Annotated in this window: 11 protein-coding genes and 1 riboswitch; of the genes, 10 read left to right on the top strand and 1 reads right to left on the bottom strand. The window is 69.3% G+C overall.

Features of this window, described 5'->3' with window-relative positions:
- Window positions 1-350: 350 nt before the first annotated feature.
- The 5 genes from BLV57_RS19740 to BLV57_RS19720 all read left to right on the top strand — a co-directional run bounded on the left by BLV57_RS19740 (window position 351) and on the right by BLV57_RS19720 (window position 5,480).
- Window positions 351-1,031: a M23 family metallopeptidase gene (locus BLV57_RS19740; RefSeq protein ID WP_245757413.1), complete on the top strand. Its 681-nt coding sequence runs from the start codon at window positions 351-353 to the stop codon at window positions 1,029-1,031.
- Window positions 1,032-1,151: 120 nt separating this feature from the next.
- Window positions 1,152-1,266: riboswitch (SAM riboswitch) on the top strand.
- A 35-nt stretch (window positions 1,267-1,301) separates the two neighbouring features.
- On the top strand, window positions 1,302-2,651 hold the full coding sequence (locus tag BLV57_RS19735; protein WP_091290795.1) for an aminotransferase class V-fold PLP-dependent enzyme: 1,350 nt from the start codon (window positions 1,302-1,304) through the stop codon (window positions 2,649-2,651).
- Between the two features lie 69 nt (window positions 2,652-2,720).
- Window positions 2,721-3,305 (top strand): signal peptidase II, encoded by a 585-nt coding sequence (gene lspA, locus BLV57_RS19730; RefSeq protein WP_091290792.1) that lies wholly within the window; start codon window positions 2,721-2,723, stop codon window positions 3,303-3,305.
- Window positions 3,302-4,228 (top strand): RluA family pseudouridine synthase, encoded by a 927-nt coding sequence (locus tag BLV57_RS19725; RefSeq protein ID WP_091290789.1) that lies wholly within the window; start codon window positions 3,302-3,304, stop codon window positions 4,226-4,228. The genes lspA and BLV57_RS19725 overlap by 4 nt, the downstream gene beginning before the upstream one ends.
- Before the next feature lie 67 nt (window positions 4,229-4,295).
- On the top strand, window positions 4,296-5,480 hold the full coding sequence (locus BLV57_RS19720; protein ID WP_091290785.1) for a hypothetical protein: 1,185 nt from the start codon (window positions 4,296-4,298) through the stop codon (window positions 5,478-5,480).
- Here BLV57_RS19720 and BLV57_RS19715 read toward each other — a convergent pair.
- Entirely contained in the window at window positions 5,477-6,445 is a 969-nt protein-coding gene (locus BLV57_RS19715; protein ID WP_091290782.1) for an AsnC family protein, read from the bottom strand. The genes BLV57_RS19720 and BLV57_RS19715 overlap by 4 nt on opposite strands.
- Window positions 6,446-6,480: 35 nt before the next feature.
- On the opposite strand from BLV57_RS19715, the gene BLV57_RS19710 reads away from it, so the two are divergent.
- Genes BLV57_RS19710 through BLV57_RS19690 form a run of 5 tightly spaced genes read left to right on the top strand, consistent with a single transcriptional unit; the run spans window position 6,481 to window position 13,661 of the window.
- Window positions 6,481-8,112, top strand: coding sequence for a DUF885 domain-containing protein (locus tag BLV57_RS19710; protein ID WP_091290778.1), 1,632 nt, complete (start codon window positions 6,481-6,483; stop codon window positions 8,110-8,112).
- Entirely contained in the window at window positions 8,109-9,758 is a 1,650-nt protein-coding gene (locus tag BLV57_RS43340) for a DUF885 domain-containing protein (RefSeq protein WP_091290775.1), read from the top strand. The genes BLV57_RS19710 and BLV57_RS43340 overlap by 4 nt, the downstream gene beginning before the upstream one ends.
- Window positions 9,743-11,401: a DUF885 domain-containing protein gene (locus BLV57_RS43335; protein ID WP_245757412.1), complete on the top strand. Its 1,659-nt coding sequence runs from the start codon at window positions 9,743-9,745 to the stop codon at window positions 11,399-11,401. The genes BLV57_RS43340 and BLV57_RS43335 overlap by 16 nt, the downstream gene beginning before the upstream one ends.
- Window positions 11,398-12,624: a fumarylacetoacetase gene (fahA, locus tag BLV57_RS19695; protein ID WP_091290773.1), complete on the top strand. Its 1,227-nt coding sequence runs from the start codon at window positions 11,398-11,400 to the stop codon at window positions 12,622-12,624. The genes BLV57_RS43335 and fahA overlap by 4 nt, the downstream gene beginning before the upstream one ends.
- On the top strand, window positions 12,624-13,661 hold the full coding sequence (locus BLV57_RS19690) for an LLM class F420-dependent oxidoreductase (protein ID WP_091290770.1): 1,038 nt from the start codon (window positions 12,624-12,626) through the stop codon (window positions 13,659-13,661). The genes fahA and BLV57_RS19690 overlap by 1 nt, the downstream gene beginning before the upstream one ends.
- Window positions 13,662-13,819: the final 158 nt, after the last annotated feature.

Raw genomic sequence — 13,819 nt, 5'->3', positions numbered from 1 at the left:
AAAACGGCCGATTCCGTCGGCGAGCGGCCAACACGCGTACGCGAAGAGCAAACACTCGTGCGCGGAGCGCAAACTCGCCATCCCTGAGTCTTTGCTGCTCGGCGACGTGTGATCGCTGTTGCTGTACGCGTGTTCGCTCTTGGGTATCGCTGCGGCGGGTTTTTTCGCGCGCGAGCTGCGGGAATGTCTCGGTTAGGACTCGTGCTGGTGTCGCGGGGGACTCGGGCTTGTCTCGTTAATGTCTCGAAAAGTAGACGAAAGACTATTCACTTCAAGATCGCGATGCCTTACCTTGCCTTCATTCGTGTTAGTCCGTTTGGGGGAGTGAGTCTAGAAAAGGAGGACGCAGAGTGACGAAGGTTCGCATGCGTCTTGGCGTTGTCTCCGCCGGAGCCGTGCTCGCGGGTGTGCTGGTCGGGCTGCCGACCGCGGCGCACGCGGAGGCGTTTCCGGTGTTCGCGCTCCCGTTCCAGACGGGCCAGCAGGTCTACTCGGCCGGCATCCACTCCGACGACGGGAACTCGGGTGTGAAGAACGCCATCGACTTCTCGCCGTACGACAAGACCGTGCGCGCGCCGCTGGCGGGCACCGTCGCGATCCAGCACTGCTCCGGCGGCGACTGGGTGACCATCGACCACGGCAACGGCTGGCGCACCGGGTATTACCACATGGAGAACATCGCGGTCACCGACGGCCAGGCCGTCACGGCGGGCACCGTGCTCGGCAAGACCGGGAACGCGTTGCCGTGCGGTGGATCCTCGACCGGCGCGCATGTGCACTTCACACTCTGGGCCCTGCAGGAAAGCGCTTCCAAACTGCGCGCGGACCGGGTCGCCGCCGGCAACTGGAGCGGCATGTCGTACGAGCAGGTCTCGGCCGAGGTCGCCGAGGCGTACGGCGAACCCGTCGACGGCAAGAGCTTCGGGGGCTACAGGTTCACCGAAGGCGCCGAGCAGTACGGCGGCACCGCCACCCGCTTGCGCGACAACGCCGTCACCCAGCTGCCCGGCCGTTTCCGCCTGGATCGCTGAGCCCCTGGGATAAAGCGGGCTTTATCCCAGAGTGGGATAAAGCCCGCTTTATCGCGTTCGTTCCAGAGTCTGGGACGGGGGTTGGCGCGATCGGCGGATCTTCGGGTACTGTCCGAATCAGGTCACGAGTGCCAGCGTTCAGCCCCGGCTTGCTGGCCGGCAACCCTCCAACCGCGGTGGGGTGCCCCGGGTGAGGACCAGGCCTGTCGCACACGGCGACGGGCAAGCGCGGGCCCTCATGCGATGCGGGTCCCTGGACCCGGAGGCGTCATGACACTCGCACTCGATCGCACGGAAACCCCGGAAACCTCGGAAACCCTTGCCGCACAGGACATCCCGGCCGTCGCCGGAGCCGAGCTCCGCGTGCCGCTGGTGACCGGCGAGAGCATCGGCTACGCCAATCTCGACCACGCGGCCAGCGCGCCCTGTCTCAGCGCGGTCCGCGACGCGGTCGACGAATTCCTGCCCTGGTACGCCAGCGTGCACCGCGGCGCCGGCTTCGCCTCGCAGGTCTCCACCAAGCTTTACGAGCGCACGCGTGGCATCCTGCGCGAGTTCGTCGACGCGCGCGCCACCGACACCGTGGTGTTCACCCGCAACACCACCGATTCCTTCAATCTGCTCGCCCGCAGCCTGCCGAAGAACACCTCGGTCGTGGTGTTCGACACCGAGCACCACGCGGCCCTTTTGCCTTGGCGTGGCCCGAATGTCCGCCGCGTCCAGACTCCGCGCACCCGCCTCGCCGCGGTGTCCGCTGTGGACAGTGCGCTGGCCGAATGCCCCGAAGGCCCGCGCCTGGTCGTGCTGACCGGCGCGTCCAACGTGACCGGTGAACTGTTGCCCGTCAAGGAGATCGCGGCCGTGGCGCGACGGCACGGTGCCCGCATCGCACTCGACGCCGCCCAGCTTTCCCCGCACCGCAAGGTTTCCCTGCGCGAGCTGGACGTCGACTACGTGGCCTTCTCCGGACACAAGCTGTACGCGCCGTTCGGCGCGGGTGCTTTGGTCGGCCGCGCGGACTGGCTGCGCGCCGCCCAGCCGTACCTCGCGGGCGGCGGCGCGACCAAGATCGTCACCGGCGACGCGGTGGTCTGGAACAACGGCCCCGAGCGTCACGAGGCCGGTTCGCCCAACACGGTCGGCGTGTACGCGCTCGGCGTCGCGTGCCAGACGCTCTCGAAGCAGTGGGACGAGATCGTCGAGCACGAGGCCGTCCTGCTCGACCGCCTGCGCAAGGGCCTCGCGGCCGTCCCCGGCCTCACCGAGCTCAGCCTCTTCGACGCGCCGGTCGACCGCGTGGGCACGCTCAGCTTCGTGCTCGACGGCTTCGAGCCCGGCTGGGTCGCCGCCGTGCTCTCGGCCGAGTACGGCATCGGCGTCCGCGACGGCGCGTTCTGCGCGCACATCGCCACCAAGCGCCTGATCGGCGAGGCGGGCGCGGCCGGTCAGCAGGCGCTGCGGGTGAGCCTCGGCCTCGGCACCACCGAGGAGCACGTCGACCGCCTCGCGCTCGCGCTCCGGCAGATCGTCGCCAGGGGAGCGCGCTGGACCTACACCCGGGCCGACGGCCGCTGGGCGCCCCTCGACGACCCCCGTCAGCTGCCGGACTTCCTCGGCTGAGGGAGCGTTCGTGGCGCTCGCGAGCCGGGGCAGGCCGGGCCCGGCCGACAGCTAGTGGACAATGGGCAGGTGAGCACCGAGCCCGAATCGCAGCCAGACACCGTTCCCGACGAGCAGGCGGAGGCACCTCCGCTGCCGAAGCGGCGGATCGTGCTGGTGTTCGCGGTGGCCTTGGTGGCCTTCGCCGCCGACCTGATCAGCAAGATCGTCGTGGTGTCCACTTTGGAGGGCAAGGAGCCGATCAAGGTACTCGGCGGGCTGCTGTACTTCCAGCTCGTGCGAAACCCGGGGGCGGCGTTCTCGCTGGCCACGGGCATGACGTGGATCTTGGCCATCGTCGCGCTTGGCGTGGTCATCGCGATCATCTGGCTCGCCAGGCGGCTGCGGTCGACCGGCTGGGCGATCGGGCTCGGGCTGGTGCTCGCCGGCGCCTTCGGGAACCTGGTCGACCGGATCTTCCGGGCGCCGTCGCCGTTCCAGGGGCACGTGGTCGACTTCATCTCGGCGTTCGCGCCGGACGGGCGCGGGTTCGCGGTGTTCAACGTCGCCGACTCGTGCATCTGCGTGGGCGGCGCGCTCATCGTGCTGATGTCGCTCCTCGGCAAGGACTACGACGGCACGTCCACAAAGGACAAGAAGAAGGAAGACAAGTGAGCGCGCGCATGCTGCCCATCCCCGACGGGCTCGACGGGATGCGGGTCGACGCCGGGCTCGCGAAGATGCTCGGCCTGTCCAGGACCGTCATCGCCGAGCTCGCCGAGGCGGGCGAGGTGCTGCTCGACGGCCGGACCGCGGGCAAGTCGGACAAGCTGGTGGCCGGTGGCCTGGTCGAGGTCACCCTGCCGGACCCCCGCAACAAGCTCGAGGTCGTCGCCGAGCCCGTCGAGGGCATGGAGATCCTGCACGACGATGACGACATCGTGGTCATCTCGAAGCCGGTCGGCGTCGCCGTGCACCCGAGCCCCGGCTGGACCGGCCCGACGGTGATCGGTGGCCTTGCCGCCGCCGGCCTGCGGATCTCCACCTCGGGCGCCGAGGAGCGCCAGGGCGTGGTCCACCGGCTCGACGCTGGCACCACCGGCGTCATGGTCGTCGCGAAGAGCGAGCACGCGTACACCGTGCTCAAGCGCGCCTTCAAGGAGCGCACGGTCGACAAGGGCTACCACGCGATCGTCCAGGGCCACCCGGACCCGACGCGCGGCACGATCGACGCGCCGATCGACCGGCACCCCAAGCACGACTACAAGTTCGCCGTGGTCCAGGGTGGGCGCGAGAGCGTCACGCACTACGAGGTCGTCGAGGCGTTCCGCGCGGCCTCGCTGGCCCAGATCAAGCTGGAGACCGGCCGGACGCACCAGATCCGCGTGCACTTCTCGGCACTGCGTCACCCGTGCGTCGGCGACCTGACTTATGGCGCGGACCCGGTGCTCGCGCGCAAGCTCGGCCTGTCCAGGCAGTGGCTGCACGCCAAGACGCTCGCGTTCGCGCACCCGTCGGACGGCCGCTGGGTCGAGTTCGAGTCGGAGTACCCGGACGATCTCGCCAAGGCGCTCAAGATCCTCCGCGCCGAGAACTAGATCAACCTTTCGGTCGCCCCGTTCGTAGAAGACCAGTACGGAAACCCCGTTACTGGAGGGACGATCCATGAAGACCTTGATCACCGGCGCGGTGCTGGGCCTCGCGCTGACGACGACCGGTACCGCGTACGCCGACGTGCCCTGGGCGCTGGAACAGCCGCTGGACTCGGCGAGCCAGCGGATCTACGACGACGTCGCGGCCAGCGGCCCGGGGGACATCTGGGTCGCGGGCCAGGAGGCGCCCGGCGTCGGCGTGCTGAGTCATTGGGACGGCACGAAGTGGGCCGACGTGCCGCTCGGCTCGGCGGACAGTGTCGAGCTGAGCAAGGTCGAAGCGCCCGCCGCGAACGACGTGTGGGTGGCGGGCACCAAGACGAAGCCGGGCAAGGCCGCCGTCCGGCTGCCCGACCAGCTGCGCACCCCGGGCGCGTCCGCCGTGACCGCCGCGGCCGAGACTTCACTGGTCCGGCATTGGGACGGCGCCACCTGGACCGACCTGAAGCGTCCTGACGTGCCCGAAGGCTGGCAGCCGTACATCGCCGACTTCAAGGTCGCCGGTGAGGCGTGGCTGATCAGCGACGACTTCAACACGACCACGTTCGAGACCAAGCCCAAGGTGGAGCGGCTGACCGCCACCGGCTGGCAGGAGATGACGCTCCCGCCGGGGCCCGCGGGCCAGAAGGTCGACCCGTCCCGTGTCGACGGCACCGGTCCGTCCGACATCTGGGTCGGCGGTGACTACCAGCAGGACGGCAAGGCGGTCCCGGTGCTGAACCACTGGGACGGCGCGAAGTGGCAGCAGATCCCGATGCCGGGCGGCCGGGATTACCCGTCGGGCTGGATCTTCAACGCGCTCGCCGCCGACGGTCCCGGCGCGGTCTACGCGGTCGCCAGGCCCAACGCGTTCAACCCCACCGGCATCCCGGTGCGGATCGCGCGCTGGGACGGCCGCGAGTGGATGCAGCTGGCCGACGGCCCGTTCGACGAGGTCAACGCTGTCGCCCTGGACGGCGCCGGGACATTGTGGACCGCGGGCTGGATCGAGGCAGGGCACACCTACCTCGCCAGGTGGACCGGCACCGAGTGGTACAAGGACGTGCTGCCCGAGGAAGCCACCGCCAAGACCGACGGCAGCGCCGTACTCGGGTTCGCGGCGGTCCCAGGCACTCAGGCGCTGGTGACCGCGGGCTTGTTCTCGAACGCCGATTTCAGCCGGACGTGGGGCATGGTCGCCTCACACGGGCTCCGCTAGTCGTCGATCGACCAGGTCAGCGTGCGCTCGTCGGGCTCCGGCCGCGGGCTCCAGCGCACGCTGACCACCCTGGTCGCGTCCGGCAGCACGTAGACGGTGTGCCCGCCGAGGGTTTCCCCCGGCGGCACGCCGATCTTGTGCGGCGGCCGGGAGGTCAGCGAGACCGGGGCCTTGCCGATGGTCTTGCCTTCGGCGGTGAGCAGCTCCAGGTAGTTGTCCGGCAGCGAGGCGAACGGGATGCCGCCGCGGTTGGTGATCTCGGTGTGCACGACCACGGCCCGCTCGCCTTCGTCGAGCCGGTAACCCGCCGCGCTGAACAGGAAGTCGGCCGGGTCCTGGACCTCGAGCAGCTGGATGGTGAGCTGCTCGCCCTCCAGGCCCTGGGTCTCCATCACCTCGCCGATGCGGCCTCGCTTGCCGCTGCCGGGCTTGGGCGCGGACGACGGCTCGTCGCCGCGTGCCCACGATGCGCTCTGCGGCGGGCCCCATGTGCTCAGCACCGGGTCCGGGGGCGGCGGCGGGGTGAACTGCCGCTGTGGCGGCGGTGGCGGAGGCGCCTGCCGGGGCGGCGGTCCCTGGTAGCGCCCTGAAGGCGTGCCCTGGACGTTGTACATCCCGGACGGTGTGCCTTGGACGTTGTACGCCCCCGACGGCGTCCCCTGCACCGGCGGCCGGTTCTGCGGGATGCCCTGCTGGGGTCCGTAAACCCCCGAGGGGGTGCCCTGCACGGGATGCTGCTGGGGTGGCGCCTGCTGCTGGACTTGCTGCAGCGCCGCGCGCAGGCCGTTCGGGTCGCTTTCGACGCCGACGAGCAGGGGCAAACCGCTGCCGGACAACGCCACCAGCCGGTACGCGACCTCGCGCGGGTCCATTCCGACCTTCGCGGCGAGTTCGTGCACGGCCGCCTTGCCCGTCTCCGCCAGCGCGGCGAGGATTCGGGCATCCTGAGGATCGGTCACAGCCACTCGCCGAACGCTACCGCAAGGTTAGGGTGGCCCTCATGAGTGATGTCGCGGCGCTCGCCGACGAGTTCGTGGAAGCCTTGTTCGACCAGAGTCCGTTGTGGCCCGCCCTGCTGGGGATGCCGTCGACGCGCCAAGGGCTCGGCGAGGTCAGCGCCGAAGCGGATCAGGCCTTCCGCGCGACCCTCGAGTCGTTCGTCGAACGGGCGAAGGCACTCGAGCCGTCGGTCACCCGCGAGGTGCTGATCGCGCAGGCCGAGGGCAAGATCAAGCTCGTCGACGCGCGCATCGACGAGTTCACGATCAGCGACATCTTCATCTCGCCCGCCTCGGGACTGCTCGCCACGCTGCCGATGGTCGCGCTCGGCGACTCCGAGCAGGCCGAGGCCCAGCTCGCCAGGCTCGCCGCCATCCCCAAGTACCTCGATCAGGTCGCACGGCGGCACCGCGAGGGCGTCGCCGACGGGCTCGTGCCGGTCGCCCACCTCGTCGAAGCCGCGATCGCCCACCTCGACCGGTACCTGGCCGAGCCCGGGGCCGACCCGCTGCTGCGCCAGCCCGCGCCGGACGAGGACTTCGCGCACCGCCGCGCCGACCTGCTCGCCAACGTCGTGCGGCCCGCGTTCGCCGCGTACCGCGAGGTGCTCGCCACCGAGATCGTCCAGCACGGGCGTCCCGCCGACAAACCGGGCGTCTGCTGGCTGCCCGACGGCGAGCGGATCTACGCGCTGCTCGCGTCGCACCACACGACCACCGACCGCAAGCCGCAGGAGCTGCACGACACCGGGCTCGGCCTGATCGCGAAGCTGAACGACGAGTACCGCGAACTGGGGCGGCGGGTGTTCGGCACCGACAAGCTGGCCGAGATCTTCGAGCGGCTGCGCGAAGACCCGGCGCTGCGCTGGAGCAGCGCGGAAGAGATGCTGGAGAGCGCGCGCTCCGCGATCGGCCGCGCGGAAGCCGAGGCCCCGAACTGGTTCGGCCGCATCCCGCCGCAGCCGTGGGTCGTCGAGCCCGTCCCGGCCGAGGCGGCGCCCGGTGCGCCCGCCGCGTACTACATGCCCCCGGCGCTGGACGGTTCCCGGCCCGGCACCTTCTTCACGAACACCTACGAGGCCACCGAGCGGCAGCGGCACACCGCCGAGGCGACCGCGTACCACGAGGCGATCCCCGGTCACCACTTCCAGCTGAGCACCGCGATGGGCCTCGACGAGCTGCCGCTGCTGCGCAGGCTCGGCGACTTCAACGCCTACATCGAAGGCTGGGGCCTCTACAGCGAGCGCCTCGCGTTCGAAATGGGTCTTTATTCGGATGACGTCGCGCTGCTCGGCATGCTCACCTTGGACTCGATGCGCGCGGGGCGGCTGGTCGTGGACACCGGGCTGCACGCGCTCGGCTGGAGCCGTCAGGAGGCGATCGACTATCTCGTCGCGAACACGCCGATGGCCAAGGGCGAGATCGCGGCCGAGATCGACCGCTACATCGCCTATCCCGGCCAGGCGCTGTCGTACATGGTCGGGCGGCTGGAGATCCAGCGCATCAGGGCCGAGGCCGAAGCGGTCTTGGGGGAACGGTTCGACATCAAGGCGTTCCACGATCTCGTACTCGGTAGCGGTGCGCTGCCGCTCTCGGTACTGGACGCCGTCGTCATGGAATGGGCACGAGCATGATCAACGATCTCGCCGACGAATTCACCGACATCCGCTTCACCGCGGATCCGCTGTGGCGGTCCATCTTGGGCCTGCCCGGCGACGAGGACAAGCTGCCCGACGTGAGCGTGGCGGGGGAGCGGCGCACGCGCGCGGCGCTCACCGACCTCATCGCGCGCACCGAGGCGGTCGATCCGGCCACGCTGTCGCCGACCGACGCGGTCACCCGTGAGGTCATCCTCCAGCAGGCGCAGAGCATGCTCGACCTGTACGACTCGCGGGTGCACGACTTCTCGGTGAGCGACGCGTTCGCCGCGCCCGTGCAGTTCCTGCTGCTGGTCATGCCGAGTCTTTCGCTGAACAGCGAGGAAAAGGCCCGAGGCTACCTGGCCAGGCTCGCCGCCATTTCGTCCTATGTGGACACCCTGATCGAGCGGCAGCGTGCCGCGCTCGACGATCACCTGGCGCCGGCGAAGTTCCTGGTCGAGATCGGCATCGAGTACTTCGACCGGTACCTGGCCGAGCCCGACAAGGACCAGCTGCGCATCGAGCCTTCGGTCGAAGTCGACGGCTTCATCGAGGAACGTGACCGGCTGCTCGCCGAAGTCGTGCACCCCGCTTTCGCGCGGTACCGTGACTTCCTGGCCGTCGGCGTGCTCGCGCGTGCCGTGCCGGACGACGAGCCCGGGCTGTGCTGGCTGCCCGGTGGCGCCGAGAAGTACGCCAAGCTCATCCGCGTGCACACCACCACCTCCGCCTCGGCGCAGGAGCTCCACGACCTCGGGCTGAGCGTGATTTCCGGGCTGGAGGCCGAATACCGCGAGCTGGGCAAGCGCGTGTTCGACACCGAGGACCTCGCCGAGATCTTCGAGCGGCTGCGCACCGATCCGGCACTGCGCTGGAACTCGGGCGAGGAGCTGCTCGACGCCGCGCGCGAAGCGATCACACGCGCCGAGGCCGTCGCGGCGCAGTGGTTCAACTCGGTGCCGGAGAAGCGATGCCAGGTCGCCCCGGTGCCCGTGTCAGACGCCGAGAGCGGGACGATCGCCTACTACCTGGAGCCAGCGCTCGACGGCTCGCGCGAGGGCGTCTACTACGCGAACACCTTCGGCGCGCAGGAACGGCCGCGGCACACCGCCGAGGCGATCGCGTTCCACGAAGCCGTTCCGGGGCACCACTTCCAGATCGTCACCGCGCAGGGTCTGACGGAGCTGCCGTTCCTGCGCCGCAACGCGGACATCAACGCCTACGCCGAAGGCTGGGGCCTCTACGCGGAGCGCCTCGCCGACGAGATGGGGCTTTACTCCGGCGATCTGGCCAAGCTCGGCATGCTCACCCAGGATTCGATGCGGGCGGGCAGGCTGGTGGTCGACACCGGGATGCACGCGCTCGGCTGGAGCCGCCGCCAGGCGGTGGACTTCCTGCGCGAGAACACGCCGATGGCGCAGCTGGAGATCGAGAAGGAGATCGACCGGTACGCGGGCAATCCCGCGCAGGCGCTGTCGTACATGGTGGGGCGGCTGGAGATCCAGCGCATCCGCGCCGAGGCCGAGAAGGCGCTCGGGGACCGGTTCGACATCAAGGCGTTCCACGACGTCGTGCTGAAGGCCGGGGCGCTGCCGATGTCGGTGCTGGACGGTGTGGTCAAGGCGTGGGCTTCGGCATGATCGGCGCGCTCGCCGACGAGCTCATCGAGATCCGCTTCGCCGTGGATCCGCTTTGGCCGTCGTTACTCGGGCTGTCCGCTGATCATGGCAAGCTGCCCGATCCGACGGCGGCGGGCGAGCAGCGCACTCGCCTCGCGCTCGCCGACGTCATCGCGCGTGCCGAAGCGGTCGACCGCACCTCTTTGTCCACTGTGGACTCGGTCACCCGCGATGTCATCGTCCAGCAGGCGAAGAGCATGCTCGACGTGCTGGACTCGCGGCTGCCGGACTACACGGTGAGCGACGCGTTCAGTGCCCCGGTGCAGCGGCTGCTGCTCTTGATGCCCAGCCTGGTCTTGTCCGACGAGGAGAAGTCCCGCGGCTTCCTGACCAGGCTGGCCGCCATACCGTCCTATGTGGATGCCGTGATCGAGCGGCAGCGTGCGGCGCTCGACGAGGGTTTCGCGCCCGCCGGCTTCCTGGTCGACATGGGGGCCGACTTCTTCGAGCGTTATCTCGGCTCGCCGGAGACCGATCCGTTGCTGGTCGAGTCCGATCTGGACGGTTTCGCTTCCGAGCGCGACCGGCTGCTCGCCGAAGTCGTCCATCCGGCTTTCGCGCGGTACAAGGACTTCCTCGCGCTCGAAATGAAGCCCCGGGCCAAGCCGGACAGCCAGCCCGGATTGTGCTGGAAGCCAGGCGGCGCCGAGAAGTACGCGAAGCTCATCCGGGTGCACACCACGGTCTCGACGTCCGCGGAGGAGTTGCACGAGCTGGGACTGAGCGTACTCGCCGGGCTGGCCGCCGAGTACCGTGAGCTGGGCGAACGTGTCTTCGGCCTCGATGATCTCGCGGAGATCTTCGAGCGGCTGCGCACCGATCCGGCGTTACGGTGGAACTCGTGCGACGAACTGCTGGAGTCCGCTCGCGCGGCCATCTCGCGCGCGGAAACCGTCGCACCGCGGTGGTTCAACTCGGTGCCGCCGACGAAGTGCCTGGTCGACGCCATCCCGGCGGCGCAGGCCGACGGCGGCACGATGGGCTACTACCTGGAACGCGCGCTCGACGGCTCGCGCGAGGGCACGTACTTCGCGAACACGTTCGACGCGCACGAACGGCCACGGCATGTTTCCGAGGCCATCGCGTTCCACGAAGCCGTGCCAGGGCACCATTTCCAGATCGAGCTCGCCCAGGAACTGACCGAGCTGCCGCTGCTGCGCCGGATGGCCGAGGTCAACTCCTACTCCGAGGGCTGGGGGCTCTACGCGGAGCGTCTCGCCGACGAGATGGGGCTGTATTCCGGCGACGTGGCCAAATTCGGCATGTTGCTCCAGGATTCGCTGCGCGCGGGCAGGCTGGTGGTCGACACCGGGATGCACGCGCTCGGCTGGAGCCGCGCCCAGGCGGTGGACTTCCTGCGTGACCACACGCCGATGACGCCGCTGGAGATCGAAGCCGAGGTCGACCGGTACGCGGGCTGGCCGGCGCAGGCGTTGTCGTACATGGTGGGGCGGCTGGAGATCCAGCGCATGCGCACCGAGGCGGAGAAGGCGCTCGGTGATCGGTTCGACATCAAGGCGTTCCACGACGTCGTGCTCGGCAGCGGGGTGCTTCCGCTGCCGGTGCTCGCGAAACTCGTCGAAGATTGGGTGGCGGCTCAGTGACCTGGTTGGATCTGCCGGAAGACAGCGTTTTCGGCCTGGCGAACCTGCCCTACGGCGTGTTTTCCCGGCCAGGGCAGGAACCTCGTGTCGGCATCGCGGTCGGTTCGTCCGTGCTCGACGTCGGCACTCTCGCCGAGGCCGCGGGCGCCGCGTTCGCGCCTGTCCTCTGGGGACCGTCGCTGAACCCGTTCCTCGCGGCCGGCCGCGAAACCTGGTCCCTGGTCAGGGAAAAGGTCACCGAGTGGCTCAGCGACGAAGCTCATCGCGACCTCGTCACACCGCATTTGGTGCCGCTCGCCGAGGTTCAGCTGCATCTGCCGTTCGAGGTCGCGGACTACGTCGACTTCTATTCGAACGAGCACCACGCGGTCAACGCGGGCACGATCTTCCGCCTCGCCGACGACGCCACCGACGCGCTGACGCCGAACTGGAAGCACCTGCCGATCGGCTACCACGGCCGGGCCGGGACCGTGGTCGTGTCCGGCACGCCGATCGTGCGGCCGAGCGGGCAGCGCAAGCCCCGCAACGAAGAAAAGCCCACCTACGGCCCGTCGCTGCGGCTCGACATCGAGGCCGAGGTCGGCTTCGTGGTCGGCACCCCGTCGAAGCTCGGCGAGCAGGTCGGTGTCGGCGCGTTCGAGGATCACGTCTTCGGGGTGTGCCTGGTCAACGACTGGTCCGCGCGTGACATCCAGGCGTGGGAGTACCAGCCGCTCGGCCCGTTCCTCGGCAAGTCGTTCGCGACGTCGGTCTCGCCGTGGATCGTGCCGCTCGAAGCACTTCAGCACGCGCGCGTCGCGCCACCGCCACAGGATCCCGAGCCGTTGCCGTACCTGCTCGGCGACACGCATTGGGGGCTCGACCTCGGGATGGAGATCCGGGTCAACGGGCATGTCGTCTCGCGTCCGCCGTTCGCGACGCAGTACTGGACGGCCGCGCAGCAGCTGGCGCACCTGACGGTCAACGGCGCGAGCCTGCGCACCGGCGACCTGTACGCGTCCGGCACGGTCAGCGGGCCCGAGAAGGACCAGCGCGGCTCGTTGCTGGAGCTCAGCTGGGGCGGGCGTGAGCCGTTCGACTTGCCAGATGGCTCACAGCGCACTTTCCTCGAAGACGGCGACGAGGTGATCATTACCGCGACCGCACCCGGCCCCGACGGCGCCAGGATCGGTTTCGGCGAGGTGGCGGGGCGTGTCGTCCCGGCCGTGACGGAGGAGAAGTAATGCGGATCGGTACCGCGGTCAACTACTCGGGCGGGTTCGCCGAGAGCGTCGAGGACATCGTCGAGCTGGAGAAGGCCGGGCTCGACATCGTGTTCGTCCCCGAGGCCTACTCGTTCGACGCGGTCAGCCAGCTCGGCTACCTGGCGGCGAAGACGTCGACCGTCGAACTCGCTTCGGGCATCTTCCAGATCTACACCCGCACGCCGACGCTCACCGCGATGACCGCCGCCGGGCTCGACTTCGTTTCGAACGGCCGGTTCACGCTCGGGCTCGGCGCGTCCGGCCCGCAGGTGATCGAGGGCTTCCACGGCGTGAAGTACGACGCGCCGCTCGGCCGCACCCGCGAGCTGATCGACATCTGCCGTCAGGTGTGGCGCCGCGAGAAGGTCGTCCACGACGGCAAGTACTACAAGATCCCGCTGCCCGCCGAGGAGGGCACGGGGCTTGGTAAGCCGCTGAAGCTGATCAACCACCCTGTGCGCCAGCGGATCCCGATCCTGCTGGCCGCGCTCGGCCCGAAGAACGTCGCGCTCACCGCGGAGGTCGCGGAGGGCTGGGAGCCGATCTTCTTCTACCCCGAGAAGGCGGCCGAAGTCTGGGGCGCGTCGCTGGCCGAGGGCAAGGCGAAGCGGGACCCGGCACTGGGCGAACTGGACACCGTCGTCGGCACGGCGCTCGCGATCGGCGACGAAGTTGACGGACTACTTGATCATCTTCGCCCGCATTTGGCGCTCTACATCGGCGGGATGGGCGCGCGCGGCAAGAACTTCTACAACACGCTCGCCTCCCAGTACGGCTTCGAGGCCGAGGCGAAGGAGATCCAGGACCTGTACCTGGACGGCAAGAAGGACGAGGCCGCCGCGGCCGTGCCGCTCGAGCTGCTGCGCGCGATCTCGCTCGTCGGGCCCGCCGGGTACGTCAAGGAGCGGATCGCCGCGTTCCGCGAGGCGGGCGCGACCACGCTCGTGGTGAACCCGCTGCTGCCGGGCCGGGAGGCCCGAGTCGACGCGGTGCGCAAGCTGCGTGAGCTGCTTTAACTCGTGTGGGTAGCCGAAGGTCGTGAGTGTTTAGGCCGGTTAGAACCGGCCGCATTTGGTGATCTACGCGGGTCGTGCTCGTCGGGATCCGCACGAACGGGGCTTTTGTCGCGCTCACGGTGACAAAAGCCCCGTTCGTAACATGCACGGCGAGGGCC

Origin of the sequence: Amycolatopsis xylanica, from assembly GCF_900107045.1 — a bacterium.
Classification (GTDB): domain Bacteria; phylum Actinomycetota; class Actinomycetes; order Mycobacteriales; family Pseudonocardiaceae; genus Amycolatopsis; species Amycolatopsis xylanica.
Note: the sequence above shows the minus strand (reverse complement) of the source record. Positions and strands in the feature narration are given on the sequence as shown.

Excerpts from the sequence above, each read along its gene's own strand:
- BLV57_RS19735 (WP_091290795.1), top strand. The coding sequence starts at position 1,302 with ATGACACTCGCACTCGATCGCACGGAAACCCCGGAAACCTCGGAAACC.
- BLV57_RS19720 (WP_091290785.1), top strand. The coding sequence starts at position 4,296 with ATGAAGACCTTGATCACCGGCGCGGTGCTGGGCCTCGCGCTGACGACG.
- BLV57_RS19710 (WP_091290778.1), top strand. The coding sequence starts at position 6,481 with ATGAGTGATGTCGCGGCGCTCGCCGACGAGTTCGTGGAAGCCTTGTTC.
- BLV57_RS43340 (WP_091290775.1), top strand. The coding sequence starts at position 8,109 with ATGATCAACGATCTCGCCGACGAATTCACCGACATCCGCTTCACCGCG.
- BLV57_RS19690 (WP_091290770.1), top strand. The coding sequence starts at position 12,624 with ATGCGGATCGGTACCGCGGTCAACTACTCGGGCGGGTTCGCCGAGAGC.